This is a genomic window from Massilia sp. MS-15 (genome assembly GCF_020176695.1).
Classification (GTDB): Bacteria; Pseudomonadota; Gammaproteobacteria; order Burkholderiales; family Burkholderiaceae_D; genus Telluria; species Telluria hydrophila.
In genome coordinates this window covers 34,034-59,210 of record NZ_JAIWIA010000042.1, presented here as the reverse complement: position 1 = coordinate 59,210, position 25,177 = coordinate 34,034, and the positions used below count along the sequence as shown (strand labels likewise).

At 65.7% G+C, this 25,177-nt stretch carries 22 protein-coding genes; 18 read left to right on the top strand and 4 right to left on the bottom strand.

Annotated elements, in window-relative coordinates:
* Positions 1-149: 149 nt before the first annotated feature.
* The 3 genes from LCI23_RS16905 to map are packed head-to-tail and all read right to left on the bottom strand — an operon-like array spanning position 150 to position 4,328.
* On the bottom strand, positions 150-896 hold the full coding sequence (locus LCI23_RS16905) for a pseudouridine synthase (protein ID WP_224947620.1): 747 nt from the start codon (positions 894-896) through the stop codon (positions 150-152).
* 7 nt (positions 897-903) lie between these two features.
* A complete protein-coding gene (locus LCI23_RS16900; RefSeq protein ID WP_224947619.1) occupies positions 904-3,486 on the bottom strand; it encodes a [protein-PII] uridylyltransferase in 2,583 nt (860 codons plus the stop codon).
* Positions 3,487-3,491: 5 nt separating this feature from the next.
* A complete protein-coding gene (gene map, locus LCI23_RS16895) occupies positions 3,492-4,328 on the bottom strand; it encodes a type I methionyl aminopeptidase (protein ID WP_224947618.1) in 837 nt (278 codons plus the stop codon).
* A 298-nt stretch (positions 4,329-4,626) separates the two neighbouring features.
* Here map and rpsB point away from each other — a divergent pair, with 298 nt between their 5' ends.
* From rpsB to LCI23_RS16810, 17 genes are all read left to right on the top strand, one after another.
* The gene (gene rpsB, locus LCI23_RS16890) at positions 4,627-5,376 is read left to right on the top strand and encodes a 30S ribosomal protein S2 (RefSeq protein WP_036207002.1); all 750 of its coding nucleotides are present in this window, start codon (positions 4,627-4,629) and stop codon (positions 5,374-5,376) included.
* 153 nt (positions 5,377-5,529) lie between these two features.
* Entirely contained in the window at positions 5,530-6,435 is a 906-nt protein-coding gene (tsf, locus tag LCI23_RS16885) for a translation elongation factor Ts (RefSeq protein WP_224947617.1), read from the top strand.
* Between the two features lie 165 nt (positions 6,436-6,600).
* Positions 6,601-7,317 (top strand): UMP kinase, encoded by a 717-nt coding sequence (gene pyrH / locus LCI23_RS16880; protein WP_224947616.1) that lies wholly within the window; start codon positions 6,601-6,603, stop codon positions 7,315-7,317.
* A gap of 35 nt (positions 7,318-7,352) precedes the next feature.
* Positions 7,353-7,913 (top strand): ribosome recycling factor, encoded by a 561-nt coding sequence (gene frr, locus LCI23_RS16875; protein ID WP_224947615.1) that lies wholly within the window; start codon positions 7,353-7,355, stop codon positions 7,911-7,913.
* Positions 7,914-8,046: 133 nt separating this feature from the next.
* Entirely contained in the window at positions 8,047-8,802 is a 756-nt protein-coding gene (uppS, locus tag LCI23_RS16870; RefSeq protein WP_224947614.1) for a polyprenyl diphosphate synthase, read from the top strand.
* 31 nt (positions 8,803-8,833) lie between these two features.
* Positions 8,834-9,664 (top strand): phosphatidate cytidylyltransferase, encoded by an 831-nt coding sequence (locus LCI23_RS16865; protein ID WP_224947613.1) that lies wholly within the window; start codon positions 8,834-8,836, stop codon positions 9,662-9,664.
* A gap of 21 nt (positions 9,665-9,685) precedes the next feature.
* On the top strand, positions 9,686-10,861 hold the full coding sequence (ispC, locus tag LCI23_RS16860; protein WP_224947612.1) for a 1-deoxy-D-xylulose-5-phosphate reductoisomerase: 1,176 nt from the start codon (positions 9,686-9,688) through the stop codon (positions 10,859-10,861).
* Positions 10,862-10,864: 3 nt separating this feature from the next.
* Positions 10,865-12,205: an RIP metalloprotease RseP gene (gene rseP / locus LCI23_RS16855; RefSeq protein ID WP_224947611.1), complete on the top strand. Its 1,341-nt coding sequence runs from the start codon at positions 10,865-10,867 to the stop codon at positions 12,203-12,205.
* A gap of 116 nt (positions 12,206-12,321) precedes the next feature.
* Positions 12,322-14,658: an outer membrane protein assembly factor BamA gene (bamA, locus tag LCI23_RS16850; protein WP_224947610.1), complete on the top strand. Its 2,337-nt coding sequence runs from the start codon at positions 12,322-12,324 to the stop codon at positions 14,656-14,658.
* Positions 14,659-14,729: 71 nt separating this feature from the next.
* Positions 14,730-15,233 carry an OmpH family outer membrane protein gene (locus LCI23_RS16845; RefSeq protein ID WP_224947609.1) on the top strand — a complete coding sequence of 168 codons (504 nt, stop codon included), beginning with the start codon at positions 14,730-14,732 and terminating at the stop codon, positions 15,231-15,233.
* 43 nt (positions 15,234-15,276) lie between these two features.
* Positions 15,277-16,326, top strand: a complete 1,050-nt coding sequence (gene lpxD / locus LCI23_RS16840) for a UDP-3-O-(3-hydroxymyristoyl)glucosamine N-acyltransferase (protein ID WP_224947608.1) — start codon at positions 15,277-15,279, stop codon at positions 16,324-16,326.
* Complete coding sequence (fabZ, locus tag LCI23_RS16835; protein ID WP_224947607.1) at positions 16,323-16,829, top strand: 3-hydroxyacyl-ACP dehydratase FabZ; 507 nt, start codon at positions 16,323-16,325, stop codon at positions 16,827-16,829. Before lpxD ends, fabZ begins: the two co-directional genes overlap by 4 nt.
* Before the next feature lies 1 nt (position 16,830).
* Positions 16,831-17,619 carry an acyl-ACP--UDP-N-acetylglucosamine O-acyltransferase gene (gene lpxA, locus LCI23_RS16830; RefSeq protein ID WP_224947606.1) on the top strand — a complete coding sequence of 263 codons (789 nt, stop codon included), beginning with the start codon at positions 16,831-16,833 and terminating at the stop codon, positions 17,617-17,619.
* Between the two features lie 16 nt (positions 17,620-17,635).
* Entirely contained in the window at positions 17,636-18,778 is a 1,143-nt protein-coding gene (lpxB, locus tag LCI23_RS16825; protein WP_224947605.1) for a lipid-A-disaccharide synthase, read from the top strand.
* Positions 18,779-18,801: 23 nt separating this feature from the next.
* Complete coding sequence (gene rnhB / locus LCI23_RS16820; RefSeq protein ID WP_224947604.1) at positions 18,802-19,431, top strand: ribonuclease HII; 630 nt, start codon at positions 18,802-18,804, stop codon at positions 19,429-19,431.
* A 10-nt stretch (positions 19,432-19,441) separates the two neighbouring features.
* Complete coding sequence (locus LCI23_RS16815; protein WP_224947603.1) at positions 19,442-20,227, top strand: RNA methyltransferase; 786 nt, start codon at positions 19,442-19,444, stop codon at positions 20,225-20,227.
* Positions 20,228-20,292: 65 nt separating this feature from the next.
* On the top strand, positions 20,293-21,489 hold the full coding sequence (locus LCI23_RS16810; RefSeq protein WP_224947602.1) for an EAL domain-containing protein: 1,197 nt from the start codon (positions 20,293-20,295) through the stop codon (positions 21,487-21,489).
* A gap of 163 nt (positions 21,490-21,652) precedes the next feature.
* Here LCI23_RS16810 and LCI23_RS16805 read toward each other — a convergent pair whose 3' ends face one another.
* The gene (locus LCI23_RS16805) at positions 21,653-22,501 is read right to left on the bottom strand and encodes a pyruvate, water dikinase regulatory protein (protein ID WP_224947601.1); all 849 of its coding nucleotides are present in this window, start codon (positions 22,499-22,501) and stop codon (positions 21,653-21,655) included.
* A 177-nt stretch (positions 22,502-22,678) separates the two neighbouring features.
* Between LCI23_RS16805 and ppsA the strand changes: the two genes are divergently transcribed.
* Positions 22,679-25,129 (top strand): phosphoenolpyruvate synthase, encoded by a 2,451-nt coding sequence (ppsA, locus tag LCI23_RS16800; protein ID WP_224947600.1) that lies wholly within the window; start codon positions 22,679-22,681, stop codon positions 25,127-25,129.
* Positions 25,130-25,177: the final 48 nt, after the last annotated feature.

Genomic DNA, 25,177 nt, shown 5'->3' with positions numbered 1-25,177 from the left:
AAAACGGGCGCGACTGAGAATGTGTAAAGAAAACTGACAATCTTTCCCGATGTATTATTGTTGGTTTCAGAATTGCAAGCAGGCGCGACGGCGCAGCAGCTGCCGTATCTGGCTTTCTGTTCCGAGGAACACCGGCGCAAGAGCGCGCCTTAGAACTGCTCGTCGGGCTGCAAGTAGCGCCATTGCCCCGGCGGCAGGTCACCCAGCTTGACGCGCCCGATCCGTACCCGCTTCAGGCCGATGACTTTCAGTCCCACCATCTCGCACATCCGGCGAATCTGGCGCTTGCGGCCTTCGCGCAGCGTAAAGCTGAGCTGGTCGTCGTTCTGCCAGCGCACCTTGGCCGGGAGAAGCGGCTTGCCGTCCATCCACAAGCCATGGTTGAGCTTTCTCAGGTCGGCCTCGGGCAGGCTGCCCGGCCTGGTGTACTGCACCCGCACCAGGTATTCCTTGTCGATCGACGAGTTCTCGCCGATCAGCTGCTTGGCGATGCGTCCGTCCTGGGTCAGTACCAGCAGGCCTACCGAGTCGATGTCGAGGCGGCCGGCCGGCACCAGGCTGCGCAGCTGGGTCGGGTGGAACTGTTCGGGAGACGGGTCGTCCGCCCAGCGGTTTTCCGGCTTGACCAGGGTGACGGCCGGCTTGTAGCCGTCCTCGGCCTGGCCGCTGACGTAGCCGACCGGCTTGTTGACCAGCACGGTGACGCGCTTGGACTGCTCGGCCGCCGCCTGGCGCTCGACCGTGATCTTCTGGTGCGGCAGCACCTTGCTGCCCAGTTCGGAGACGACCTTGCCATCTACCCGGACCCAGCCTTTGGCGATCCAGTCATCGGCTTCGCGGCGCGAGGACAGCCCGAGTTCGGACATGCGTTTGGAGAGGCGGACAGGTTCGGTCATCGGCAATTCAGAAAGTAGGTGAGATCTTGAGCGCATCCAGCAGCTCGGTCTCGAGCTGGACCTGGGTGCGCGGGTTGTTCAGGGCGGCGCCATCGACCAGGAACACGTCCTCGACGCGCTCGCCCAGGGTCATGATCTTGGCGGTGTGCACGTTCACCCGGTAGCGCGCCAGCACGCTGGCGATCGCGTACAGCAGGCCGGGACGGTCATTGGCCGCCACCGACAGCACGTGGAACTGGCCGCGCTCGTCCGGGCGCAGGTCCACCGTGGGCGTGACCGGGAAGGTGCGCGACAGGCGCGACAGGCGGGCCCGGGTGGGCGGCGCCAGCGGCTCGCTGGATTCCAGCAGCGCACACAGCTCGTGCTCGATCAGGCTGATGATGTCGCGGTAGCTGCCGGCGAAACTGGCCTCGGTGACGAGGAAGGAGTCCAGCGCGTAGCCGTGGCGCGTGGTATGGATCTTGGCATCCAGGATGCTGAAGTTCTTGCGCTCGAAGTAGCTGCAGATGCGCGCGAACAGGTCGGGCTGGTCGCGCACGTAGACCGCCACCTGCAGGCCTTCGCCGATCGGTGCCAGGCGTGCCTTGACCACCGGGCGCGGGCTGTCGGCCTTGTCGTGCAGGGCACGCGTCTGCCAGGCGATGTCGGAGGCATCATGGCGCAGGAAGTAGGCCACGTCGAGCTGCTGCCACAGGGCTTCGTGGGCATCGGCGGCCAGGCCGTACAGGCGCAGGGTGGCCAGCGCCTCGCGCTGGCGCGCGCGCAGTTCGCGGTCGGCGCTGTGCGGTTCGCCGCCCAGCACGCGCAGCGTGATCCGGTACAGGTCTTCCAGCAGCTTGGCCTTCCAGGCGTTCCATACCTTGGGGCTGGTGCCGCGGATGTCGGCCACGGTGAGCAGGTAGAGGGCGCTCAGGTGGCGCTCGTCCTTGACCAGGGTCGCGAAGGCCTGGATCACGTCCGGATCGGACAGGTCCTGCTTCTGCGCCACCGTGGACATGCTCAGGTGCTGCTGGACCAGGAACACCACCAGTTCGGTGTCCTCCGCGGACAAGCCGTGATTGCGGCAGAAGTCGGCCGCATCGTGCTTGCCGAGTTCGGAATGGTCGCCGCCGCGGCCCTTGGCGATGTCGTGGAACAGGGCGGCCACGTAGAGCAGCCAGCGGTCGCGGAAGTTCGCGATCAGCTGGCTGCAGAACGGGTATTCGTGGGCGTGCTCGGGCATCGTGAAGCGGCGCAGGTTGCGCACCACCATCATGATGTGCTGGTCCACCGTGTACACGTGGAACAGGTCGTGCTGCATTTGGCCGATGATGCTGCGGAAAGCCGGCAGGTAGCGGCCCAGGACGCCCATGTCGTTCATGCGCCGCAGCGCGTGCACCAGGCCGCTCGGGGCCTGCAGCACGCGCAGGAACTGCGCCTTGTTGTGCGGGTCGGCACGGAAGGCGTCGTCGATGCAGTTGCGTGCGTGCCAGAGCGCGCGCATGGTACGCGCCGTCATGCCCTTCAGGTCGGGGCGCTCGGTCATCGCCACGAAGACGCCGAGCACGGCCTGCGGATGGCGCTCGAAGGTGTCGGGCTGGGCGATGTCGATGAAACCGTTGACTTCGTTGAAATGGGCATTCACCGGTACCGGCGCGGCCGGGTGCGGGAACAGCTGGGCCTCGATGTTCTGCAACATGATGGTGTTGAGCTGGGTGACGGTCTTGGCCGCCCAGTAGTAGCGCTGCATCAGCAGTTCACTGGCGCGCCGTCCTTTCACGTTTTCCAGACCGAAGGTCTTGGCAATCGGGGTCTGGACGTCGAACACCAGCCGGTCCTCGCGGCGCCGGGTCTGCAGGTGCAGGCGCACCCGGATGTCCTTGAACGCGTATTCCTTTTCCATCAGCTGGCGCGCCTCGGCGCGGGTGATCAGCTTGGCGCGCGCCATCTGGCTCCAGGACTCGGCCAGGCCGGCCGCCTTGGCCACCCACATGATCACCTGCAGGTCGCGCAGCGCGCCCGGGCTTTCCTTGACGTTGGGCTCGAGGGCGAAGGCAGTGTACTCGTACTTGGCGTGGCGCAGCCGCATCTCGGCGGTCTTGGCCTGGAAGAAGGCTTGCGGATCGAGGGCATCGCGGTGGCGCCGGCGCAATTGCTCGAACAGCCCGGCGTCGCCCGCCACCAGGCGCGCTTCCAGCAGGCTGGTCTGCACCGTGATGTCGGCGCGCGACTCGACCAGGCATTCGTCCACGGTGCGGATGCTGTGGCCGATCTCCAGGCCCAGGTCCCAGAACAGCTGCACCAGGGCTTCCAGGCGCGCCTGGGTGAGGGCATCGGCCGGCTGGCCGAGCAGGACCAGCAGGTCGACGTCGGAATAGGGGAAGAGTTCACCACGTCCGTAGCCGCCCACGCCCACCAGGGCCGTATTCGGCGGCAGCCCGGCCGCGTTCCAGGCATCGGTCAGCACGCCGTCCACGCAGGTGCGCAGGCCGCGCAGCAGCTTCTCGGGCTTGCCGTCGCGGTGGAAGGCGTCGATCAGGGCCTCGCGCTCGGCCTTCAGGCGCGGGCGCAAGGCGCTGCGCGCGCTGTCGAGGAGCGCAGGCTGGCCCATGGCGTTCAGGCGGCGACGGCGGCCTGCTGGTTCAGCAGCGGCAGCACGATCGCGGGCGGCGGCGGGCTGCCGGCCGACATGGTCAAGACCTCGACCCCGGTCTCGGTGACCAGGACCGTGTGCTCCCACTGGGCCGACAGGCTGCGGTCCTTGGTCTTGATGGTCCAGCCGTCCGGCATCTCGCGGATCTCGCGGCGGCCGGCGTTGATCATCGGCTCGATGGTGAAGATCATGCCTGGCACCAGTTCCTCGCCGGTGCCCGGGCGTCCGTAGTGCAGGACCTGCGGCTCCTCGTGGAACACGCGGCCGACGCCATGGCCGCAGAACTCGCGCACCACGCTGTAGCCGTGCTTCTCGGCATGCTGCTGGATCGCGTGGCCGATGTCGCCCAGGCGGTTGCCCGGCTTGACCTGGGCGATGCCCAGCCACATGCATTCGAAGGTGACCTCGGACAGGCGGCGCGCCAGGATCGAGGGTTCGCCGACCAGGAACATGCGGCTATTGTCGCCGTGAAAACCTTCCTTGGTGATCGGGGTGATGTCGATGTTCAGCGCATCGCCGCTCTTGAGCGCGCGCGCCCCCGGGATGCCGTGGCAGATGACGTCGTTCAGCGAGGCGCACAGCGAACCGGGGAAAGGCGGATAGCCGGGCGGGGCGTAGTTCAGCGTGGCCGGCACCGTGCCCTGCACATTGACCATGTAGTCGTGCGCCAGGCGGTCGAGTTCCCCGGTGGTGACGCCGGGCTTGATGAAGGGTGTGATGTAGTCGAGCACCTCGGAGCCGAGGCGGCAGGCGACGCGCATGCCTTCGATTTCTTCCGGGGTCTTGGGGATGGAGGCCATAGAATGGTTTTCCTGCAAATTGGATGTATCCGGCCATTATAAGGCTTCGCCAAGGCGCCGGTACAGCGGCCAATGGGATGCCGGATGCGGGAGCGGACGCGGCGGCGATGCGGCGCTCCGCTCCCTGGATAGCAAGTCCAGCTTGAAATACAGGCCGAATCCGGCTAGAATCTCGGGTTGCTCGAATTCGTATCGAGCAATGTCGTAAAAATCACTTTTAATGAAATCGCGAACGCCGCCGCCAAAGGGTGCCTGATCGGTGACTGGCTGCGTTCAAGACCCAACCCTGGAGAATTACATGTCTGTTACTATGCGCGAAATGCTGGAAGCCGGTATCCACTTCGGCCACCAGACCCGTTTCTGGAATCCGAAGATGGCACCGTTCATCTTTGGTCATCGCAACAAGATCCACATCATCAACCTGGAAAAGACCATGGCGATGTACCAGGATGCGATGAAGACCATCAAGCAGATCTCGGCCAACCGCGGCACCATCCTGATGGTCGGCACCAAGCGCCAGGCCCGCGACATCATCGCCGCCGAAGCGCAGCGCGCCGGCGTGCCCTACGTCGACCAGCGCTGGCTGGGCGGCATGCTGACCAACTTCAAGACCATCAAGACCTCGATCAAGCGCCTGAAAGACATGGAAGCCCTGGTCGAGTCGGGTGAAGTCGAGAAGCTGTCGAAGAAGGAAGCGCTGATGTTCTCGCGCGAAATGGTCAAGCTGCAGAAGTCGATCGGCGGCATCAAGGAGCTGGGCGGCGTGCCGGACGCGATCTTCGTCGTCGACGTCGGCTACCACAAGGGCGCCATCACCGAAGCCGGCAAGCTGGGCATCCCGGTCATCGGCGTGGTCGATACCAACCACTCGCCGGAAGGCGTCACCCACGTGATCCCGGGCAACGACGACTCGTCGAAGGCGATCACCCTGTACGCACGCGGCGTCGCCGATGCGATCCTGGAAGGCCGCGCCAACGCCACCAACGAAGTCGTTGAAATGGTCAAGGCCGCTGGCGACGACTTCGTCGAAGTGTCCGAGCAGGCATAATGCAGGGCAGGTGAGACCTGCCTGGGTAGCGAAGGGGCGCCGAGCCATAGCACGAGCGCCCCTTTTTTCAAGCACGACGCTTAGCAATAAATTATCGTCCGGATGTCCGTGGGACATGCGGGCCTCTACATCAAATAATTGGGAGAATTCAACATGGCAGCTATTACCGCAGCGATGGTTGGTGAACTGCGCGCGAAGACCGACGCGCCGATGATGGAATGCAAGAAGGCACTGACCGAAGCCGAAGGCGACATGGCACGTGCCGAAGAGATCCTGCGCGTCAAGCTGGGCGGCAAGGCATCGAAGGCCGCATCGCGCATCACCGCCGAAGGCGTGGTCGCCGCTTACATCGCCGGCAACGTTGGCGCGCTGGTCGAAATCAACAGCGAAACCGACTTCGTCGCCAAGAACGACGACTTCCTGGCCATGGCCAACCTGGCAGCCAAGCTGGTCGCTGAAAACAACCCGGCCGACGTCGCTGCCCTGGCAGCCCTGCCGCACGACGGCAAGACCTTCGACGACGTGCGTACGGCACTGATCGGCAAAATCGGCGAGAATATGACCGTTCGCCGTTTCCAGCGCTTCGAAACCACCGCCAAGCTGGCTTCTTACCTGCACGGCGCCCGCATCGGCGTCATGGTCGAGTTCGAGGGCGACGACCAGGTCGGCAAGGACGTGGCGATGCACATCGCTGCCATGAAGCCGGTCTCCCTGTCGGCAGAGCAAGTGCCTGCTGAACTGATCGAGAAAGAGCGTTCGGTTGCTCAGCTGAAAGCCCAGGAAGACGCCGACAAGGCCGTTGCCGAAGGCAAGCAGCCGCAGTCGGCCGAGATCGTCGCCAAGCGTATCGACGGTTCGGTGCAGAAGTACCTGAAGGAAGTGTCGCTGCTGAACCAGGCGTTCGTGAAGAACGACAAGCAGTCGATCGAGCAGATGCTGAAGGCCTCGAACGCCAGCGTGAAGGCATTCACGATGTACGTCGTCGGCGAAGGCATCGAGAAGAAGGTGGACGACTTCGCAGCAGAAGTCGCAGCCCAGATGGCTGCCAACAAGCAGTAATCAAACAAAGCGGGCCGTAAGGCCCGTTTTTGTAGGGTGCTGCCGCATGCGTCGGTAGGTGCGCGCGGCAGTCCCGGACAGCCATCTGTCGTTGCAGATGAGAGCGCCGGCAGGTCGCTAGCGCTCGGACCCGAATTCGAAACACAACATAGGAGCCGCTTCATCATGACAAAACCAGCCTACCAACGAGTCCTCCTCAAACTGTCTGGCGAAGCGCTGATGGGTGACGACCAGTTCGGCATCAACCGCGCCACCATCGATCGCATGGTCGCCGACGTGGCGGAAGTGGCGAAGCTGGGCGTGCAGGTGGCGATCGTGATCGGCGGCGGCAACATCTTCCGCGGCGTGGCCCCGGGCGCCCAGGGCATGGACCGCGCCACCGCGGACTACATGGGCATGCTCGCCACCGTCATGAACGCCCTGGCCCTGGCCGATTCGATGCGCCACGTGGGCATCACCGCGCGCGTGATGTCGGCGATCAGCATCGAGCAGGTGGTCGAGCCCTACGTGCGCCCGAAAGCCCTGCAGTACCTGGAAGAGGGCAAGGTCGTCGTGTTCGCCGCCGGCACCGGCAACCCCTTCTTCACCACCGATACCGCCGCCGCGCTGCGCGGCGCCGAGATCTCGGCCGAGATCGTGCTGAAGGCCACCAAGGTCGACGGCGTCTACACCGCCGATCCGAAGAAGGACCCGAGCGCCACCCGCTACAATTCGATCTCCTTCGACGAAGCGATCGCCAAGAACCTGCAGGTGATGGACGCCACCGCGTTCGCGCTGTGCCGCGACCAGAAGCTGCCGATCAAGGTGTTTTCCATCGTCAAACCCGGCGCCATGAAAGCCGTGATCATGGGCGAAGACGAAGGTACACTGGTACACGTTTGAATTTTGTTTTAAAAAACCAAGAATAGGAGTGCAGCATGTCCCTCGCTGACGTCAAAAAGAATGCCCAGGACCGCATGGCCAAGTCCATCGAGACCCTGCGCGCCAACCTGGCCAAGGTCCGTACCGGCCGCGCCCACGCCGGCATCCTCGATTCCGTGATGGTCGAGTACTACGGTTCGCCGGTGCCGCTGTCGCAAGTGGCCAACCTGACCCTGATCGACGCCCGCACCATCGGCGTGGCGCCGTTCGAAAAGAAGATGGCAAGCACCATCGAAAAGGCGATCCGCGACTCCGACCTGGGTCTGAACCCGTCGTCGCAGGGCGACACCATCCGCGTGCCGACCCCGCCGCTGACCGAAGAGCGCCGCAAGGAAATGGTCAAGCTGACCAAGTCGGAAGGCGAAGACGCGAAGATCGCCGTGCGCAACATCCGCCGCGACGCCAACGAGGCCGTCAAGAAGATGGTCAAGGACAAGACCGCGTCGGAAGACGACGAGCGCCGCTCGAGCGACGAGATCCAGAAGCTGACCGACAAGTTCGTCGCCGAGATCGACAAGCTGCTGGCGGAAAAAGAAAAAGACATCATGACCGTGTAAGATCCGGCGCGGGGTGCATGTGCCCCGCCCACGCGGACCGGTCCCGGCATGCTCGCCGCGGCCGGTCCGACTCCCTTTAAGACCGGCCGCCGCCGCATCCGCCGCCGATGCGACGGCAGCCCTGCTGGAAACAATGATGTTCAAAAGTTCGACCACTGCCATACCCGAAGCGCTGCGCGTGCCGCGCCATATCGCCATCATCATGGATGGCAATGGGCGCTGGGCCACCAAGCGCCTGCTGCCGCGCGTGGCCGGCCACGTCAAGGGCGTGGAAGCGGTGCGCGGCGTCGTCGAGGCTTGCGTGGAACGCGGCGTCGAATACCTGACGCTGTTCGCCTTTTCGTCGGAAAACTGGCGCCGGCCGGCCGAGGAAGTCTCGCTGCTGATGCGCCTGTTCGTCACCGCCCTCGAGCGCGAAGTGGCGAAGATGCATGCCAATAACATCCGCCTCAAGGTCGTGGGCGACTTGAGCCGCTTCGATCCCAAACTGCAGGAGATGATCGTCGCCGCCGAGCGCCGCACGGCCAACAATACCCGCCTCACGGTCAGCGTGTGCGCCAACTATGGCGGCCGTTGGGATATCATGCAGGCAACAAGCAAGATGGTGGCGGCCAATCCGGGCGTCAGCGAGTACACCGAGGAGATGCTGGCGCCGCACCTGGCGATGGCCTATGCCCCCGAGCCCGACCTGTTCATCCGTACTGGGGGCGAGGAGCGCATTTCGAACTTCCTGCTGTGGCAGCTGGCTTACTCGGAACTGTACTTCACCAGGACCTTCTGGCCCGATTTTTCCAAGGCCGCGCTGGACGAGGCGATCGCCTCCTTCCAGCAGCGCGAACGGCGCTTCGGCCAGACCGGCGACCAGGTGGCGCACCAGGCCAAGGCTTGAGCCCCGACCGACAGACCAAACCAGACGACGCATGCTGAAAACCCGGATCCTCACCGCGCTCGCATTGCTGGCAGTCCTGCTGCCGGTCCTGTACTTCAACAACTACTGGGCGTTCGCGGTGGTCGCTTCCTGCTTCTTCGGCGCCGCGATCTGGGAAACCTTCCGGCTGTTCAATCCAGGGACTGGCAAGGCGGCACTGATCGCCGCCTTCTGGACCGCGGCCTTCGTGTACGCCTTCTTCATCGCACCCGGCACCGATCCGAGCTTCTGGTTCGCCATCAGCGTGCTGCTCTGGGCGCTGCGTTTCGCCCCTGCGCTCAAGCTCGGCCTGCCGCCCTTGAACAGCACGGCCAACACTTTCCTCAGCCTGGTCTATGCGATCGCCGTGGTCGGCTGCTTTGCCGCCATCGTCACGCTGTATGCCTATTCTCCGCTGTACCTGCTGTCGGTGATGGCCATTGTCTGGGCCGCCGATATCTTCGCCTACTTCTCGGGCAAGGCCTTCGGCAAGCGCAAGCTGGCGCCCTCGATTTCCCCGGGCAAGACCTGGGAAGGCGCGATCGGTGGCGGCATCGCCGTGCTGGTGCTGGCCACCCTCAGCATCGTGCTGGGCGGCGACGCCATGGCCCAGACCTTCGCCGCGCGCGTGCAGGCCAGCCTCGGCTGGGCCACGCTGTACGCGGTGCTCATCCTCGTGGTCGCGGCCAGCGTGGTCGGCGACCTGTTCGAATCCCAGCTCAAGCGCCGCGCCGGCTTCAAGGATAGCAGCCAGCTGCTGCCCGGCCACGGCGGGGTGCTCGACCGTGTCGACGCGCTCGTCCCGGTCCTGCCACTGGCGGCCCTGATCGGCGCCTGGCTCTAGAAGGATCCTGAAGGAATCATCATGCAACGCATTACCATCCTGGGCGCCACCGGTTCGATCGGCGCCTCGACGCTCGACGTGCTCGCGCGCCATCCGGACCGCTATACGGTCCACGCCCTGAGCGCCCACGGCCGCGTCGAGGAGCTGGCCGAGGCCTGCCGCCGCGTCAGGCCGGCGCGCGCGGTGGTCGGCAGTCCGGAAGCAGCGGCGCGCCTGGCGCAACTGCTCGACGGGCTCGCGATCCAGGTCGACCATGGCGAAGCCGCCCTGTGCGAGATCGCCGCCAGTCCCGATACCGATACCGTGATGGCCGCCATCGTCGGCGCCGCCGGCCTGGCGCCCACGCTGGCCGCGGCGCGCACCGGCAAGAAGGTCCTGCTGGCGAACAAGGAAGCCCTGGTGATGTCGGGCCAGCTGTTCATGGACGCGGTGCGCGAGCACAGGGCGACCCTGCTGCCGATCGACAGCGAGCACAATGCGATCTTCCAGTCGCTGCCGGCCGGCTATGGACGCGATCCGCAGGCGGCTGGCGTGGCCAGGATCCTGCTCACCGCCTCCGGCGGTCCTTTCCTGCAGCGCGCCGTCGAGACCCTGGAAGCGGTCACGCCGGATGAAGCCTGCAAGCACCCGAACTGGGTCATGGGGCGCAAGATCTCGGTCGACTCGGCCACCATGATGAACAAGGGCCTGGAAGTGATCGAGGCCCACTGGCTGTTTGGCGCCCCGCCCGAGCTGATCGAGGTGGTGATCCATCCGCAGAGCGTGATCCACTCGATGGTGTCGTACACCGACGGTTCGGTGCTGGCCCAGCTGGGCAACCCGGACATGCGTACCCCGATCGCCCACGCGCTGGCCTATCCGGAGCGGATCGACTCGGGCGTGTCCCAGCTCGACCTCACCAGCATGGGCGCGCTGCAATTCTACAAGCCCGATTTCGCGCGCTTCCCCTGCCTGGCGCTGGCCTTCGACGCCCTGCGCGCGGGCGGCACCGCACCGAGCCTGCTGAACGCCGCCAACGAGGTGGCGGTGCAGGCCTTCCTCGAGCGCGAGATCGGTTTCCGCGACATCGACCGCGTGATCGCGCAGGTGATGGACGCGGTGCCGCACGGCCCGGCCCCCTCGATCGGGGCAGTGCTGGAGCAGGACGCGCGCGCGCGCGCCGCGGCGCGCGGCGCGATCGGCCGCCTGCGCGGATAAGCCATGGGACTGCTGTATACCGTGCTGGCCTTCGCGCTGGCCCTCGGTCCCCTGATCGTCCTGCACGAACTGGGCCACTACCTGGTGGCGCGCGCCTGCGGCGTGAAGGTGCTGCGCTTCTCGATCGGCATGGGGCGCGTGGTCTGGTCGCGCCGCTTCGGCCGCGACGGGACCGAATGGGCCGTATCGGCGCTGCCGCTGGGCGGCTACGTCAAGATGCTCGACAGCCGCGATCCGGAAACGGCGCCGAAGGACGAATCCGAGCTGCACCGCGAGTTCACGCGCCAGAGCGTGTGGCGCCGCATCGCCATCGTCGGCGCCGGTCCGCTCGCCAACTTCCTGGTCGCGATCGGCCTGCTGGCCGTGCTCTTCATGCACGGCGTCGAGGAACCGGCCGCGCGCCTGCGCGCCGCGCCCCAGGGCTCGGCGGCGCAGCTGGCCGGCGTGCGCGGCGGCGACACGGTGGTGGCGGTGAACGGCAATCCGGTCCAGTCCTGGTCCGAGCTGCGCTGGCAGATCGTGCATGCGGCGGTCGACAAGGAGGCGGCGCGGCTCGAGCTGCGTGCCCAGGGCGGCGGCAGCTATGCGGCCGTGATCCCGGCCGAGCGCATCGCCGCGCTCGACGTCGAAGGCGATGTCGCCAAGGCCCTGGGCCTGGACCTGTGGCGCGCGCGCGCCCGCATCGAGCGGGTGCTGCCGGGTGGGGCAGGGGAGCGCGCCGGCCTGCGCCCGGGCGACCTGGTGCTGCGCGCCGATGGCCGTGCGGTCGAGGATGGCCAGGCCTTCAGCGAAGCGATGCACACGTCCGCCGGACGCAGCGTGCAGCTGGAAGTCGAGCGCGCCGGCCGGGTCGTGGCGCTGGCCGTGACGCCGGAACGCGACCAGGCCAGCGGACGCGGCATGGCAAAAGTGCTGCTGGCGCAGCCGGTCGAGATGGTGACGGTGCGTTCCGGCCCGTTCGAGGCGCTGGCCAAGGGCCTGGAGCGCACCTGGGACACCAGCGCGCTGACGATCAAGATGATCGGCAAGATGATCACCGGCGAGGCGTCATGGAAGAACGTTACCGGTCCGATCACGATTGCCGACTACGCCGGACAGACGGCGCGCGTGGGCCTGGCCACCTATTTGCAGTTCATTGCATTTATTAGTATTAGCTTAGGAGTCATGAATTTGTTACCAATTCCGGTTCTGGATGGTGGGCATTTACTGTATTATTCGCTGGAAGTTTTGACCGGGCGTCCCCTGCCTGCGCGCGTTGGAGAGTTGGCGCAGCGCTTCGGGGTCGGCCTGCTGTTCATGCTGATGGCGCTCGCCGTCTTCAATGACCTGGTGCGCTTGCTCTGAGCGCTTGCACTGAGCGCCGCCAACGAACGCTTGCCCGACCGGGCGCGCAGCAAGCCGGAACGCCAGCTAAAAACAATATGCAACGATGTCCAATGACTGACCCACAGATCCAGCCAATGAATTCACACACGAACCGTTTTGCCCTGCCGTTCATCCGCCGCAGCATGATTGGCGCAGCCGTCCTGGCTCTGTGCGCCGGCAATGCGCTTGCCGTCAACCCGTTCGTGGTGAAGGACATCCGGGTCGAAGGCATCCAGCGGACGGAAGCGGGCACCGTGTTCAGCTACCTGCCGGTGCGTGTTGGCGAGACCTTCGACGACGCCAAGGCCACCACCGCGATCAAGGCCCTGTTCGCGACCGGCTTCTTCAAGGACATCCGCCTGGAAGAGGAAAACGGCGTGCTGGTGGTGCTGGTCGAGGAGCGTCCCGCGATCTCCTCCGTGGACTTCACCGGCACCAAGGAATTCGAGAAGGACATGCTGGTCAAGGCCCTGCGCGAGATCGGCGTGGGCGAGACCCGCATCTTCGACAAGGCGGCGGTGGACCGCGCGGAACAGGAACTGAAGCGCCAGTACCTGTCGCACGGCCTGTACGGCGTGAAGATCACCACCACCGTCACCCCGATCGAGCGTAACCGCGTGACGGTCATGTTCAACGTCGACGAAGGCGACATCGCCAAGATTCGCCAGATCTCGTTCGTGGGCAACAAGGCCTTCTCCGACAAGCAGCTGCTCGAACTGCTGCAGCTGTCGAAGTCGGGCTGGCTCACCTGGTATTCGAAGGCCGACCAGTATTCCAAGCAAAAGCTGACCGGCGACCTGGAGACCATCAAGTCCTGGTACCTGAACCACGGCTACCTGGAAGCCAACGTCGAATCGACCCAGGTCTCGATCACGCCGGACAAGCGCGACATCTACCTGACCATCAACATCACCGAGGGCGAGCAGTACACCGTCTCCAGCGTCAAGCTGGAAGGCGAGATGTTTGGCCGCGAGGAAGAGCTGCGCAGCCTGATCCTGCTCCAGCCGGGCAAGACCTATTCGGGCGAGGCGCAGGAAGCGACCAACAAGCTGATCGCCAACCGCCTCGGCACCTTCGGCTACGCCTTCGCCAACGTCACCGCCAACCCGGAAATCAACCGCGAGAAGCGCGAAGCCGCGTTCACCTTCTTCATCGACCCGGGCAAGCGTGCCTACGTGCGCCACATGAACATCTCGGGCAACACCGTGACGCGCGATGAAGTCATCCGCCGCGAGTTCCGCCAGTTCGAAAGCTCGTGGTACGACGCCAACCGCGTCAAGCTGTCGCGCGACCGTGTCGACCGTCTCGGCTACTTCAAGGACGTCAAGATCGACACCCCGGAGGCCCCGGGCGGCACCGACCAGGTCGACGTCAACATGGTGGTGGAAGAGAAGCCGACCGGTAACTTCATGATCGGTGGCGCCTTCTCGCAGTCGGAGAAGTTCACCTTCACCGCGTCGATCTCGCAGGCCAACTTCGCCGGCAGCGGCAACACGGTCGCGCTGGAGCTCAACACCAGCAAGTACAACCGCACGATCGCGTTCTCGCACACCAATCCGTATTTCACCGACGACGGCATCTCGCGCTCGTTCCAGCTGTTCCTGCGCACGATGCGTCCGCCGGCGGCCAACCTCGGCCTGTACACGGTGCGCCAGACCGGCGGCACCCTCAACTTCGGCGTGCCTTTCTCGGAATCCGACACCGTCTACTTCGGCGCCGGCCTCGAACGCACGCAGATCGAGACCGACTTCACGTCGCCGCAGCTGTACAAGAGCTTCGTGGCGAACAACGGCGGCCCGGCGGACGGTATCGGCAAGGCGGACACCTTCGCGATCCCGCTGACCGCGGCCTGGGGCCGCGACACCCGCGACAGCGCCGTGACCCCGACCCGCGGCCGCTACCAGCGCGCCAACCTGGAAATCGATGCGCTGGGCGATTCGAAGTACTACCGCCTGGTGTACGAACACCAGTGGTGGCGTCCGCTCACGCGCTGGATGACGCTGGCGCTGCGCGGCGAATTCGACTACGGCAAGGGCATCGGCGGCAGCGCCTACCCGGTCTTCAAGAACTTCTACGCCGGCGGCATCGGTTCGGTGCGCGGCTACGAGAGCTCGACCCTGGGCGTGGTCGACCCGACCTACTACGACGCCATCGGCGGCTCCAAGCGCGTGATCGCCAACGCCGAACTGCAGTTCCCGTTCCCTGGCAGCGGCACCGACCGCAGCCTGCGCTGGTTCACGTTCGTGGACGGCGGCCAGGTCTACCAGGAGCAGGAAAAGATCCGTCTCGACCGGATGCGCTATTCGGCGGGTATCGGCCTGTCGTGGATTTCGCCGGTCGGTCCGCTCAAGTTGAGTTATGCTAAGCCTTTGAATGCCCTGCCGGGCGACCGCCTGGAGCGCTTCCAGTTCCAGATGGGTACCGGCTTCTGACGGCGAGAACGGGGCCGCGCGCGCGGCCCACCTGATTGCGGAGAGAGATGTTGAAAACGCTGATAGCCACCTTGCCCCGCGTACTGCCACGGGCGCTGCTGCTGGCCGTTCTGTGCGCGGCGCCGCTGGCCCAGGCCCAGACGGGGTCGGGCCGGATCGGCTTCGTGGCCACCGAGCGCCTGATGACCGAATCGAAGATGGCGAAAACGGCCGACGCACGCATCCAGGCCGAGTTCTCCAAGCGCCAGAAGGTGGTCGAGGAAACCGTCACCAGGCTCAAGCAGATGTCGGAGAAGTTCGACGGCGAGGCCGCCGGCCTGAGCGACGTCGAGCGCACCCGCCGCGCGCGCGAGCTGCTGAACATGGACAAGGACGTCCAGCGCATGCAGCGCGAGTTCCAGGAAGACCTCATGCAGCGCAAGAACGAAGAGCGCGCCGCGATCGCGACGCGTGCCTACAAGATCATCGAGCAGGTTGCCGAACAGGAGAAGCTGGACGCCGTGCTGGCCGAAGCCGCATGGTCAAGCCCGCGCATCGACATCACCGACAAGATCCTGAAGCTGCTCGACAAGTAACGCGTAAAGAAGCACCACATTGACTGACACCCTACATTCCAACATGGGCATTCGACTCGGAGACCTGGTCGAGCGCTTCGGCGGACAACTGGTGGGCGACCCTGGGATCACCGTCTCGGCCATCGCGCCGCTCGACAGCGCGGGACCAGCGCACATCAGCTTCCTCAGCAACAGCAAGCTGCGCGCCCTGGCCGCGCAGAGCGGCGCCGCGGCGCTGATCCTGTCGCCGCTGGACGACCCGACCGTCAGCGCCACCTATGAAGGTGCGCGTATCCTGACCACCAATCCGTACGCCTACTTCGCCCGCGCCGCGCAATATTTCGTCTCGCTTGCCGAGACCCCGCCCGCGCCCGGGATCCACCCGAGCGCGGTGGTGTCGCCGCAGGCGGTGGTCGATCCGACCGCGCACGTGGGCCCCCTGGTAACGATCGAGGCGGGCGCCATCGTCGGCGCGCATGCCGTGATCGACGCCGGCTGCCACATCGGGCCTGAAGCGCGCATCGGCGCCGGCACCCGGCTGTTCGCCAACGTGACGTTCCACGCGCGCTGCAGCATCGGCGCACGCGGCATCATCCATTCCGGCGCCGTGATCGGCACCGACGGTTTCGGCTTCGCGGTCGAGGGCGGCAAGTACATCAAGATCCCGCAGACCGGCGCGGTGGTGATCGGCGACGACGTCGACATCGGCGCGAATACCTGCATCGACCGCGGCGCGCTGGCTGACACCGTGATCGAGGACGGGGTCAAGCTCGACAACCAGATCCAGATCGGCCACAACTGCCATATCGGCGCCCACACCGCGATGGCGGGCTGCGTCGGCGTGGCCGGCAGCGCCAAGATCGGCAAGGGCTGCACCTTCGGTGGCGCCGCCATGGTGCTGGGGCACCTGGAGATCGCGGACAACGTCCATATCTCCTCGGGCAGCATGGTGTCGCGCTCGGTGCTGGAGCCGGGCCAGTACACCGGCTTCTACCCGCTGGCCAAGAACGCCGAGTGGGAACGCAGCGCCGCCATCGTGCGCAACCTGGCCTCGATGCGCGAGAAGATCCGCACGCTTGAAAAAACAATCAAAACACTGACAGAACAAAAATGAATACCGACGTCCAGAGCAGCGCCAAGACCACCCTCGACATCAACGCGATCAAGGAATACCTGCCGCACCGCTATCCGCTGCTGCTGGTGGACCGCGTGCTCGACGTCGAAGTCGGCAAACGCATCACCGCGATCAAGAACGTTACCGTCAACGAGGAATTCTTCAACGGCCACTTCCCGCACAAGCCGGTGATGCCGGGCGTCCTGATGATCGAGGCGATGGCGCAGACCGCCGCGATCCTGTCCTTCATGACCATGAACGTCAAGCCGGACGAGAACTCGGTGGTGTACTTCGTGGGCATCGACAATGCGCGCTTCAAGCGCCCGGTGGAGCCGGGCGACCAGCTCAAGATGGACGTCGAGATCCTGCGCGTCTCGCGCGGCATCTGGAAATACAAGGCGGTGGCCAGCGTGGACGGCAAGGTCGCGGTCGAGGGTGAACTGATGTGCACCATCCGCGCCAACGACGCCGCCGCCATCCCCGCCACCCCCGCGGGACAGTAAGATGAGCAGGATTCACCCGAGCGCGATCGTCGACCCGAAGGCGGAGCTGGACAGCTCGGTCGAGGTCGGCCCGTATTCGATCATCGGGCCAAACGTGCGCATCGGCGCCGGCACCGTGGTCGGCCCGCACGTGGTCATCGAGGGCCATACGACGGTCGGCAGGGATAACAAGTTCTTCCAGTTCTGCTCGATCGGCGCGGCGCCCCAGGACAAGAAATGGCAGGGCGAGCCGACCCGCCTGGAAATCGGCGACGGCAATACGATCCGCGAATTCGTCACCATGAACCTGGGCACGGCCCAGGACGAAGGCGTGACCCGCCTGGGCGACGACAACTGGATCTCGGCCTACGTGCACCTGGCGCACGACTGCCAGGTGGGCAGCCACACGATCTTCTCGAACAACGCGCAACTGGCTGGCCATGTGCACGTGGGCGACCACGCGATCCTGTCCGGCTATGCCGGCGTGCACCAGTTCTGCAAGATCGGCGCCCATGCCTTCATCGGCATGTACACCAGCCTGACCCAGGACGTGCCGCCCTTCGTGCTGGTGTCGGGGAATCCGGCCGGCCAGCGCGGCATCAACATCGAGGGCCTCAAGCGGCGCGGCTTCACGCGCGAGCGCATCGACGGCATCCGCGCCGCCTACAAGCTGCTGTACCGTTCCGGCCTGACGCTCGAGGAAGCCAAGGCCGCGCTGCTGGAGCAGGAAAGCCAGCACGCGGGCGCGGCGCAAGACATCCGCGCCATGCGCGAGTTCCTGGGCCTGGCAAGCCGTGGCATCGTCCGCTGAGTTCACGGCCCGCGGCATGTCACTTGCGATGGTGGCAGGCGAGGTGTCCGGCGACATGCTGGCCGCGCGCCTGATGGCCGGACTGCGTCCGCACCTGCCGGACGTGCGCTTCCATGGCATCGGCGGCCCGCGCATGATCGAGCAGGGCATGCACTCCGACGTTCCGATCGAGACGCTCACCGTGCGCGGTCTGTTCGAGATCATTCCCCGCTACCGCGAGATCAAGGGCATCCAGAACCGCCTGCGCGACCGCCTGCTCGCGGAGCGGCCGGCCGCCTTCATCGGCGCCGACTACCCGGGCTTCAACCTGGGCCTGGAAGAGCAGTTGCGCGCCGGCGGCATTCCGACCGTGCATTTCGTCAGCCCGCAGATCTGGGCCTGGCGCGGCGGGCGCATCAAGAAGATCAAGCGTGCCGTGTCGCACATGCTGGTTATCTTTCCATTCGAGGAAGCGATCTACCGTGCGGCCGGGGTGCCGGTGACCTATATCGGGCACCCGCTGGCCGAGATGATTCCACTGGCGCCGGACGTGGCGGCGGCGCGCGCGGCGCTCGGCATCGCCCCTGGCGCACGCGTGGTCACCCTGATGCCGGGCAGCCGCATGGGAGAGCTGAAATACCTGGCCGAGCCGTTTGTCGCGGCCGCGCGCCTGCTGGCGCAGCGCGACCCGGGCATGACCTTCATCGCGCCGATGGCGGGCGAGCGCCAGCGCGCCTACTACACCGACATCGTGCACAAGGCCGGCCTGGGCGAGGTGCCGGTGCGCCTGGTCGACGGCGGATCGCACGCCGCGATCGCCGCCGCCGACGCGGTGCTGGTGGCCTCCGGCACCGCAACGCTCGAGGTGGCGCTGTTCAAGAAGCCGATGGTGATCGCCTACAAGGTCATGCGCGCCTCGTGGGAAATCATGCGCCACATGGGCTACCAGCCCTGGATCGGGCTGCCGAACATCCTGGCGCGCGAATTCCTCGTGCCGGAATATCTTCAGCATGCCGCCACGCCGCAGGCGCTGGCCGACGCCGTCTGGCGCCAGTTGGACGACCCGGCCGGGAAGGAGGCGCTGGCGCGCCGCTTCCTCGACATGCACCACAGCCTGCTGCGCAACAGCGCCGAGGCGAGCGCTGACGCCGTGCTGCGCGTGATTGGAAAACGCAAATGAGCAAGACTGCCCGACGACCCAGGATGAACCTCTATCCCGGCCTGCCGCCGCGGCTGCGCCCCTTCACCGACGCCGACATCGTGTGCGGCGTGGACGAAGCCGGCCGCGGCCCGCTGGCCGGGCCGGTATTCGCCGCCGCCGTGATCCTCGATCCGAAGCGCCCGATCGAGGGCCTGCGCGACTCCAAGAAGCTGAGCGAGGCGCGGCGCGAAGAACTGGCGCCGCAGATCAGGGAATGCGCGCTGGCCTGGGCCATCGCCGAGTGCTCATGCGAAGAAATCGACTCGCTGAACATCCTGCACGCGACCATGCTGGCCATGCGGCGCGCGGTGGAGGCGCTGTCCACGCTGCCGACCATCGCCCTGATCGACGGCAACCGCTGCCCGCCGATGGAGATCAAGGCCCACGCCGTGGTCGAGGGTGACGACAAAGTGCATGCGATCTCGGCGGCCTCGATCCTTGCCAAGACCGCACGCGACGCCGCGCTGGTGCGCCTGCATGCCGCGTATCCGCAGTACTGCTTCGACCAGCACAAGGGCTATGGGACGGCGCTGCACCTGGAGCGCCTGCGCCTGCATGGACCGTCGCCGGTGCACCGCCGCTCGTTCGGACCGGTGCGTGAGCTGCTGCAGGCCGACCTGTTTGCTGCATGAGGGCCGCCGCATGAAATCGATCACTTCGCGCGACAACGCGTTCTATAAAGAGCTCAAGGCGCTCGCCACCAGTTCGCAGGCGCGCAGGAAGAGCGGTCTGAGCCTGCTTGACGGCGTGCACCTGTGCCAGAGCTGGCTCGAGCTGCGCGGCGCGCCCGTCCACTGCGTGGTGTCGGAAACGGCGCTCGCCAATCCGGAAGTGGCGGCCATCGCGGCTGGCGCCGAAGCGCTGGGCGCCCCGGGCACGGTGCTGCCGGACGCGCTGTTCGGCGCGATCAGCCAGGTGGAGCATGGCGTGCACGTGCTGTTCCTGGTGGTGTGTCCGGTGCCGGACCGCTCGCCCGCCCTGGTCGAATCGAGCGTGCTGCTCGATGGCGTGCAGGACCCGGGCAACGTTGGCTCGATCCTGCGCAGCGCCGCGGCGAGCGGCATCTGTCAGGTGTACTGCGCGCCGGGCACGGCCTTCTGCTGGTCGCCCAAGGTGCTGCGTGCGGCGATGGGCGCCCACTTCGTGCTCGACATCTTCGAGAACATCGAGCTGGCGCCGCTGGTGCGCTCGGCCAGCATTCCAGTGCTGGCCACCAGCGGCTATGCCGCCGAGCGGCTGTATGCGCTCGACCTGCGGCGTCCCGTAGCCTGGGTGCTCGGACACGAAGGGCAGGGCGTGTCGCAGGAGCTGCTGGCGCTGGCCACGCACCGCGTCGCAGTGCCGCATGCGGGCAAGGTGGAGTCGCTCAACGTGGCCGCCTGCGCCGCCGTGTGCTTCTTCGAGCAGCTGCGGCAGCTGCAGGCATAGACGCGCACTCGGCCTTCGGGTTAAGCTGGCGCGAGCTCGCGTCGAGATGCTGAAATGGAGTAGAGATGGACATCGCGCATTTGCACTTCCTGGTGGCGGAAGCCGACACGGCCCAGCGCCGGTCGCTGGTGGAGCTGCTCGGCCAGCTGGGCGCGAGCCGCGTCACCGACGTGCCGGACGGGCACCTTGCGCTGCAGCGCCTCGAAGGCGGCTTCGCGCCGCGGATCGATGTCGCGATCGTCGACCTGGCCCTGCCGGGGATGGACGGCCTGGAACTGATGCGCCACCTCGGCACCCAGCGCATCGACGTGCGCCTGATCGTCACCGGCGCCCAGCCGGCCGGGCTGCTGTTCTCGGTGGAGACGCTGGCCCAGGCCTACGGCATCGACCTGCTGGGCACGATCGGCAAGCCGGTGACGGCGGCGAAGATCAAGCCGCTGCTGGAGAACTACACGCCGCTGGCGCGCAGTCCCGAGCGTCCGGCCGGGCCGCGTTCGACCTTCCAGGATATCGGCATCGGCCTGCAGAAGCGCCAGTTCGAACCCTTCTTCCAGCCCAAGATCGAACTGGCCACCGGCCAGGTGAAGGGGCTGGAAGCGTTTGCACGCTGGCGCCATCCGGAACACGGGGTGCTGGGCCCGGCTTCCTTCATCGACGCGCTGGAGCAGAACAACCGGGTCGATTTCCTCGACTGGAGCATGATCGAGATGTCGGCCGAACGCTGCCGCTGGTTCCAGGACCAGGGCATCCCGGTGCCGATCTCGATCAATCTCGCGCCCGAGACGCTGGCGCATCCGGCCTTCATCCGCCAGATCACGGCCTGCATCGGGCGCCACCGCATCCTGCCCGAATACCTGACCTTCGAGATGCCGGAATCCTCGGTGCTCAACAGCGATCCGGCCTTCATCGAGCGCCTGGTGCGCCTGCGGATGATGGGTTTCGGCCTGGCGATCGATGACTACGGCACCGGGCGCTCGAACCTGCAGCTGCTGGCGCGCATCCCGTTCAGCGAACTGAAGATCGACCGCAGCTTCGTCGATGGCGCCTCCAAGCGCCGCCCGCTTGGCACGGTGCTGCGCTCCTGCCTTGGACTGGCGCACAGCCTGGACCGCATGTCGGTGGCGGTGGGGGTGGAGACGCGCCAGGACTGGGATTTCCTGCAAAACCTCGGCTGCACCTACGCCCAGGGCTACCACATCGCCAACCCGATGGAGGCGGCCGCCTTCCCCGGCTGGCTCGAAGACTGGCGGCATTTCTTTTAGGTGGGGTCAGAGTCGAATTGTTTGACAACTTTTGGAAGTTGCCTTGAAATTGGACTCTGACCCTACGGGGTTTCCCTTCGTCGCCACATCAAAAGAAATGGGGGCGGAGTTAAATTAATCGGAAATGTTCGAAAGTTTCCCGATAATTCGACTCTGACCCCATTCAATATTCCCGACGGTCAGGCTTGATTTCCTGCAGGATGGTGGTGGCGATTTCTTCGATGGACTTGGTGGTCGAGGACAGCCAGCGGATCCCTTCGCGCCGCATCATCGCTTCCGCCTCGTTCACTTCATAGCGGCAATTTTCGATGGAGGCGTACTTGCTGCCGGCGCGGCGTTCGTTCCGGATCTGCGACAGGCGCTCGGGCGTGATGGTCAGTCCGAACAGCTTGGCCTTGAAGGGCGGCAGCGACGAGGGCAGGCGGCCGCGTTCGAAGTCGTCCGGAATCAAGGGGTAGTTGGCCGCCTTCAGCCCGTACTGCATGGCCAGGTACAGGCTGGTCGGGGTCTTGCCCGAGCGCGACACGCCGACCAGGATCACATCGGCCTCGGCCAGGTTCTTGTGCGACTGCCCGTCGTCGTGGGCCAGCGAGAAGTTGATCGCCTCGATGCGGTTCTTGTACTCCTCGGTGTCCACCGCATTGTGGATGCGCCCGATCGTGTGCGTGGACTTTACGCCCAATTCCTGCTCCAGGGGCGAGACGAAGGTCTGGAACAGGTCCATGTGCATGCCCCGGGCCGCCCGGATGATGCTGGACAGGTCGTGCTTGACCAGCGTCGAGAACACGATTGGCCGCTGGCCATCGCGCTCGAAGCTGTCGTTGATGCGCCGCGCCGCCTCGTGCGCCTTCTCGATCGAGTCGATGAAGGGCAGGCGGATCTGGCGAAAGCGCATCTCGAACTGGCTCAGCACCGCGTGCCCGAAGGTCTCCGCCGTGATGCCGGTGCCGTCCGAGACGAAGAAGACGGTGCGCAAGGGAGGGGTGGTCGGAACGGTCGTTTCTGCGGTCATGGTATCCAATGCTGGGCCTGCGTGACAAAGTTGCAGCGGTCTTGCGGGCTCACGGGGTAGAATGCTGGGCAACGGATCTGCATTGTGCGGCACGACGGCCAGAATAACAAGAAGACCCCGTCCGGTGCTGCATGGTGAGCGGTAAAGGTTTCTATCATCAAGTAAGGGTGTTTTACCATGACTAACCTGTCTGTAGCAGCATTGAAGGAGCCAGAGCAACAAGCGTCACGCGTCTACGTCGCCTCGTTCGAGAACCTGCGCATGACCGACGTCGAGTCGGTCGGCGGCAAGAACGCGTCGCTGGGCGAGATGATCTCGCAGCTGGCCGGCGCCGGCGTGCGGGTGCCGGGCGGCTTTGCCACCACGGCCGATGCCTTCCGCGACTTCCTCGAATACAGTGTCGACGGCGGCCAGGGAGGAGCACATTCGCTGGCCCAGCGCATCGCCACCCGCCTCGAAGGCCTGGACGTGGATGATGTGCGCTCGCTGGCCGCGGCCGGCGCCGAGATCCGCCAGTGGATCGTCGATACGCCGTTCCAGCCGCGCCTGGAGCAGGAAATCCGCGCCTTCTACGAGCGCCTGGTGGCCGACTCCGATACCGAAGTCTCGTTCGCCGTGCGTTCCTCGGCCACCGCCGAAGACCTGCCCGACGCCTCGTTCGCGGGCCAGCAGGAAACCTTCCTGAACGTGGTCGGCATCGACAACGTGCTGGAAGCCATGAAGCAAGTCTTCGCCTCGCTCTACAACGACCGCGCGATCTCCTACCGCGTGCACAAAGGCTTTACCCACGCCGAAGTGGCGCTGTCGGCCGGCGTGCAGCGCATGGTGCGTTCCGACACCGGCGCGGCCGGCGTGATGTTTACCATCGATACCGAATCGGGCTTCAAGGACGTGGTCTTCGTCACCTCGAGCTACGGCCTGGGCGAGACGGTGGTGCAGGGCGCCGTCAACCCGGACGAGTTCTACGTCCACAAGCCGATGCTTGCTCAGGGCAAGCTGCCGGTCATCCGCCGCAACATCGGCTCGAAACTCATCAAGATGGAGTTCAGCAACGAGGCCAAGGCCGGCCGTTCGGTGCGCACCGTCGATGTGCCGATCGAGATGCGCAACCGCTATTCGCTGAGCGACGCCGAAGTGGTCGAGCTGGCCAAGTACGCCGTCATCATCGAGAACCACTACGGCCGTCCGATGGACATCGAGTGGGGCAAGGACGGCCGCGACGGCAAGCTCTACATCCTGCAGGCGCGTCCGGAAACCGTGAAGTCGCAGCAGAAGGCCACCGACGCCCAGCAGCGCTTCAGCCTGAAGGGCACCGGCACCGTATTGACCTCGGGCCGTGCGATCGGCCAGAAGATCGGCGCCGGTCCGGTGCGCGTGATCCACGACCCGAGCGAGATGGAACGCGTGCAGCCGGGCGACGTGCTGGTGGCCGACATGACCGACCCGAACTGGGAACCGGTGATGAAGCGCGCCTCGGCCATCGTCACCAACCGGGGCGGGCGTACCTGCCACGCGGCGATCATCGCGCGCGAACTCGGCGTGCCGGCCGTGGTCGGCTGCGGCGACGCGACCGATACCCTGAAGGACGGCACCTTCGTCACGGTGTCCTGCGCCGAGGGCGACGAGGGCAAGATCTACGACGGCCTGCTGGAAACCGAGGTCACCGAAGTGGCGCGCGGCGAACTGCCGCCGATCCCGACCAAGATCATGCTCAACGTCGGCAACCCGCAGCTGGCCTTCGATTTCCAGTCGGTGCCGAACGCCGGCGTCGGACTGGCGCGCCTGGAATTCATCATCAACAACAACATCGGCGTGCACCCGAAGGCCATCCTCGAGTACCCGAACATCGACAACGACCTGAAGAAGGCGGTGGAATCGGTGGCGCGCGGCCACGCCTCGCCGCGCGCCTTCTACGTCGACAAGCTGGCCGAGGGCGTGGCGACCATCGCCGCGGCCTTCTGGCCCAAGCCGGTGATCGTGCGCCTGTCCGACTTCAAGTCGAACGAGTACAAGAAGCTGATCGGCGGCTCGCGCTACGAGCCGGACGAAGAGAACCCGATGCTGGGCTTCCGCGGCGCCGCGCGCTACCTGGCCGAGGACTTCGCCGAAAGCTTCGAGATGGAATGCATGGCCATGAAACGCGTGCGCGAAGACATGGGCCTGACCAATGTCGAGCTGATGATCCCGTTCGTGCGCACCCTGGGCCAGGCCGAGAAGGTCATCGACCTGCTGGCCAAATATGGCCTGAAGCGTGGCGAGAACGGCCTGCGCGTCATCATGATGTGCGAAGTGCCGTCCAACGCGATCCTGGCCGAGCAGTTCCTGCAGTACTTCGACGGCTTCTCGATCGGCTCGAACGACCTGACCCAGCTGACCCTGGGCCTAGACCGCGACTCCGGCATGGAGCTGCTGGCCAAGGACTTCGACGAGCGCGACCCTGCCGTGAAAGCCATGCTGAGCCTGGCCATCAAGGCCTGCCGCGCCCAGGGCAAGTACATCGGCATCTGCGGCCAGGGGCCGTCGGACCATCCCGACTTCGCGCAGTGGCTGGTGGAGCAGGGCATCGAATCGATGTCGCTCAACCCGGACTCGGTAATCGAGACCTGGCAGAAACTGGCAGCGCGCTAGCAGCGTTCCAGGACCACGCCCTGACAGGAAAGCCTGCCCTCGCGAGAC

What these genes read in the sequence shown, in the direction of transcription:
- LCI23_RS16905 (WP_224947620.1), bottom strand. Translation starts at nt 896, where the DNA reads ATGACCGAACCTGTCCGCCTCTCCAAACGCATGTCCGAACTCGGGCTG.
- LCI23_RS16900 (WP_224947619.1), bottom strand. Translation starts at nt 3,486, where the DNA reads ATGGGCCAGCCTGCGCTCCTCGACAGCGCGCGCAGCGCCTTGCGCCCG.
- map (WP_224947618.1), bottom strand. Translation starts at nt 4,328, where the DNA reads ATGGCCTCCATCCCCAAGACCCCGGAAGAAATCGAAGGCATGCGCGTC.
- rpsB (WP_036207002.1), top strand. Translation starts at nt 4,627, where the DNA reads ATGTCTGTTACTATGCGCGAAATGCTGGAAGCCGGTATCCACTTCGGC.
- tsf (WP_224947617.1), top strand. Translation starts at nt 5,530, where the DNA reads ATGGCAGCTATTACCGCAGCGATGGTTGGTGAACTGCGCGCGAAGACC.
- pyrH (WP_224947616.1), top strand. Translation starts at nt 6,601, where the DNA reads ATGACAAAACCAGCCTACCAACGAGTCCTCCTCAAACTGTCTGGCGAA.
- frr (WP_224947615.1), top strand. Translation starts at nt 7,353, where the DNA reads ATGTCCCTCGCTGACGTCAAAAAGAATGCCCAGGACCGCATGGCCAAG.
- uppS (WP_224947614.1), top strand. Translation starts at nt 8,047, where the DNA reads ATGATGTTCAAAAGTTCGACCACTGCCATACCCGAAGCGCTGCGCGTG.
- LCI23_RS16865 (WP_224947613.1), top strand. Translation starts at nt 8,834, where the DNA reads ATGCTGAAAACCCGGATCCTCACCGCGCTCGCATTGCTGGCAGTCCTG.
- ispC (WP_224947612.1), top strand. Translation starts at nt 9,686, where the DNA reads ATGCAACGCATTACCATCCTGGGCGCCACCGGTTCGATCGGCGCCTCG.
- rseP (WP_224947611.1), top strand. Translation starts at nt 10,865, where the DNA reads ATGGGACTGCTGTATACCGTGCTGGCCTTCGCGCTGGCCCTCGGTCCC.
- bamA (WP_224947610.1), top strand. Translation starts at nt 12,322, where the DNA reads ATGAATTCACACACGAACCGTTTTGCCCTGCCGTTCATCCGCCGCAGC.
- lpxD (WP_224947608.1), top strand. Translation starts at nt 15,277, where the DNA reads ATGGGCATTCGACTCGGAGACCTGGTCGAGCGCTTCGGCGGACAACTG.
- fabZ (WP_224947607.1), top strand. Translation starts at nt 16,323, where the DNA reads ATGAATACCGACGTCCAGAGCAGCGCCAAGACCACCCTCGACATCAAC.
- lpxA (WP_224947606.1), top strand. Translation starts at nt 16,831, where the DNA reads ATGAGCAGGATTCACCCGAGCGCGATCGTCGACCCGAAGGCGGAGCTG.
- lpxB (WP_224947605.1), top strand. Translation starts at nt 17,636, where the DNA reads ATGTCACTTGCGATGGTGGCAGGCGAGGTGTCCGGCGACATGCTGGCC.
- rnhB (WP_224947604.1), top strand. Translation starts at nt 18,802, where the DNA reads ATGAACCTCTATCCCGGCCTGCCGCCGCGGCTGCGCCCCTTCACCGAC.
- LCI23_RS16815 (WP_224947603.1), top strand. Translation starts at nt 19,442, where the DNA reads ATGAAATCGATCACTTCGCGCGACAACGCGTTCTATAAAGAGCTCAAG.
- LCI23_RS16810 (WP_224947602.1), top strand. Translation starts at nt 20,293, where the DNA reads ATGGACATCGCGCATTTGCACTTCCTGGTGGCGGAAGCCGACACGGCC.
- LCI23_RS16805 (WP_224947601.1), bottom strand. Translation starts at nt 22,501, where the DNA reads ATGACCGCAGAAACGACCGTTCCGACCACCCCTCCCTTGCGCACCGTC.
- ppsA (WP_224947600.1), top strand. Translation starts at nt 22,679, where the DNA reads ATGACTAACCTGTCTGTAGCAGCATTGAAGGAGCCAGAGCAACAAGCG.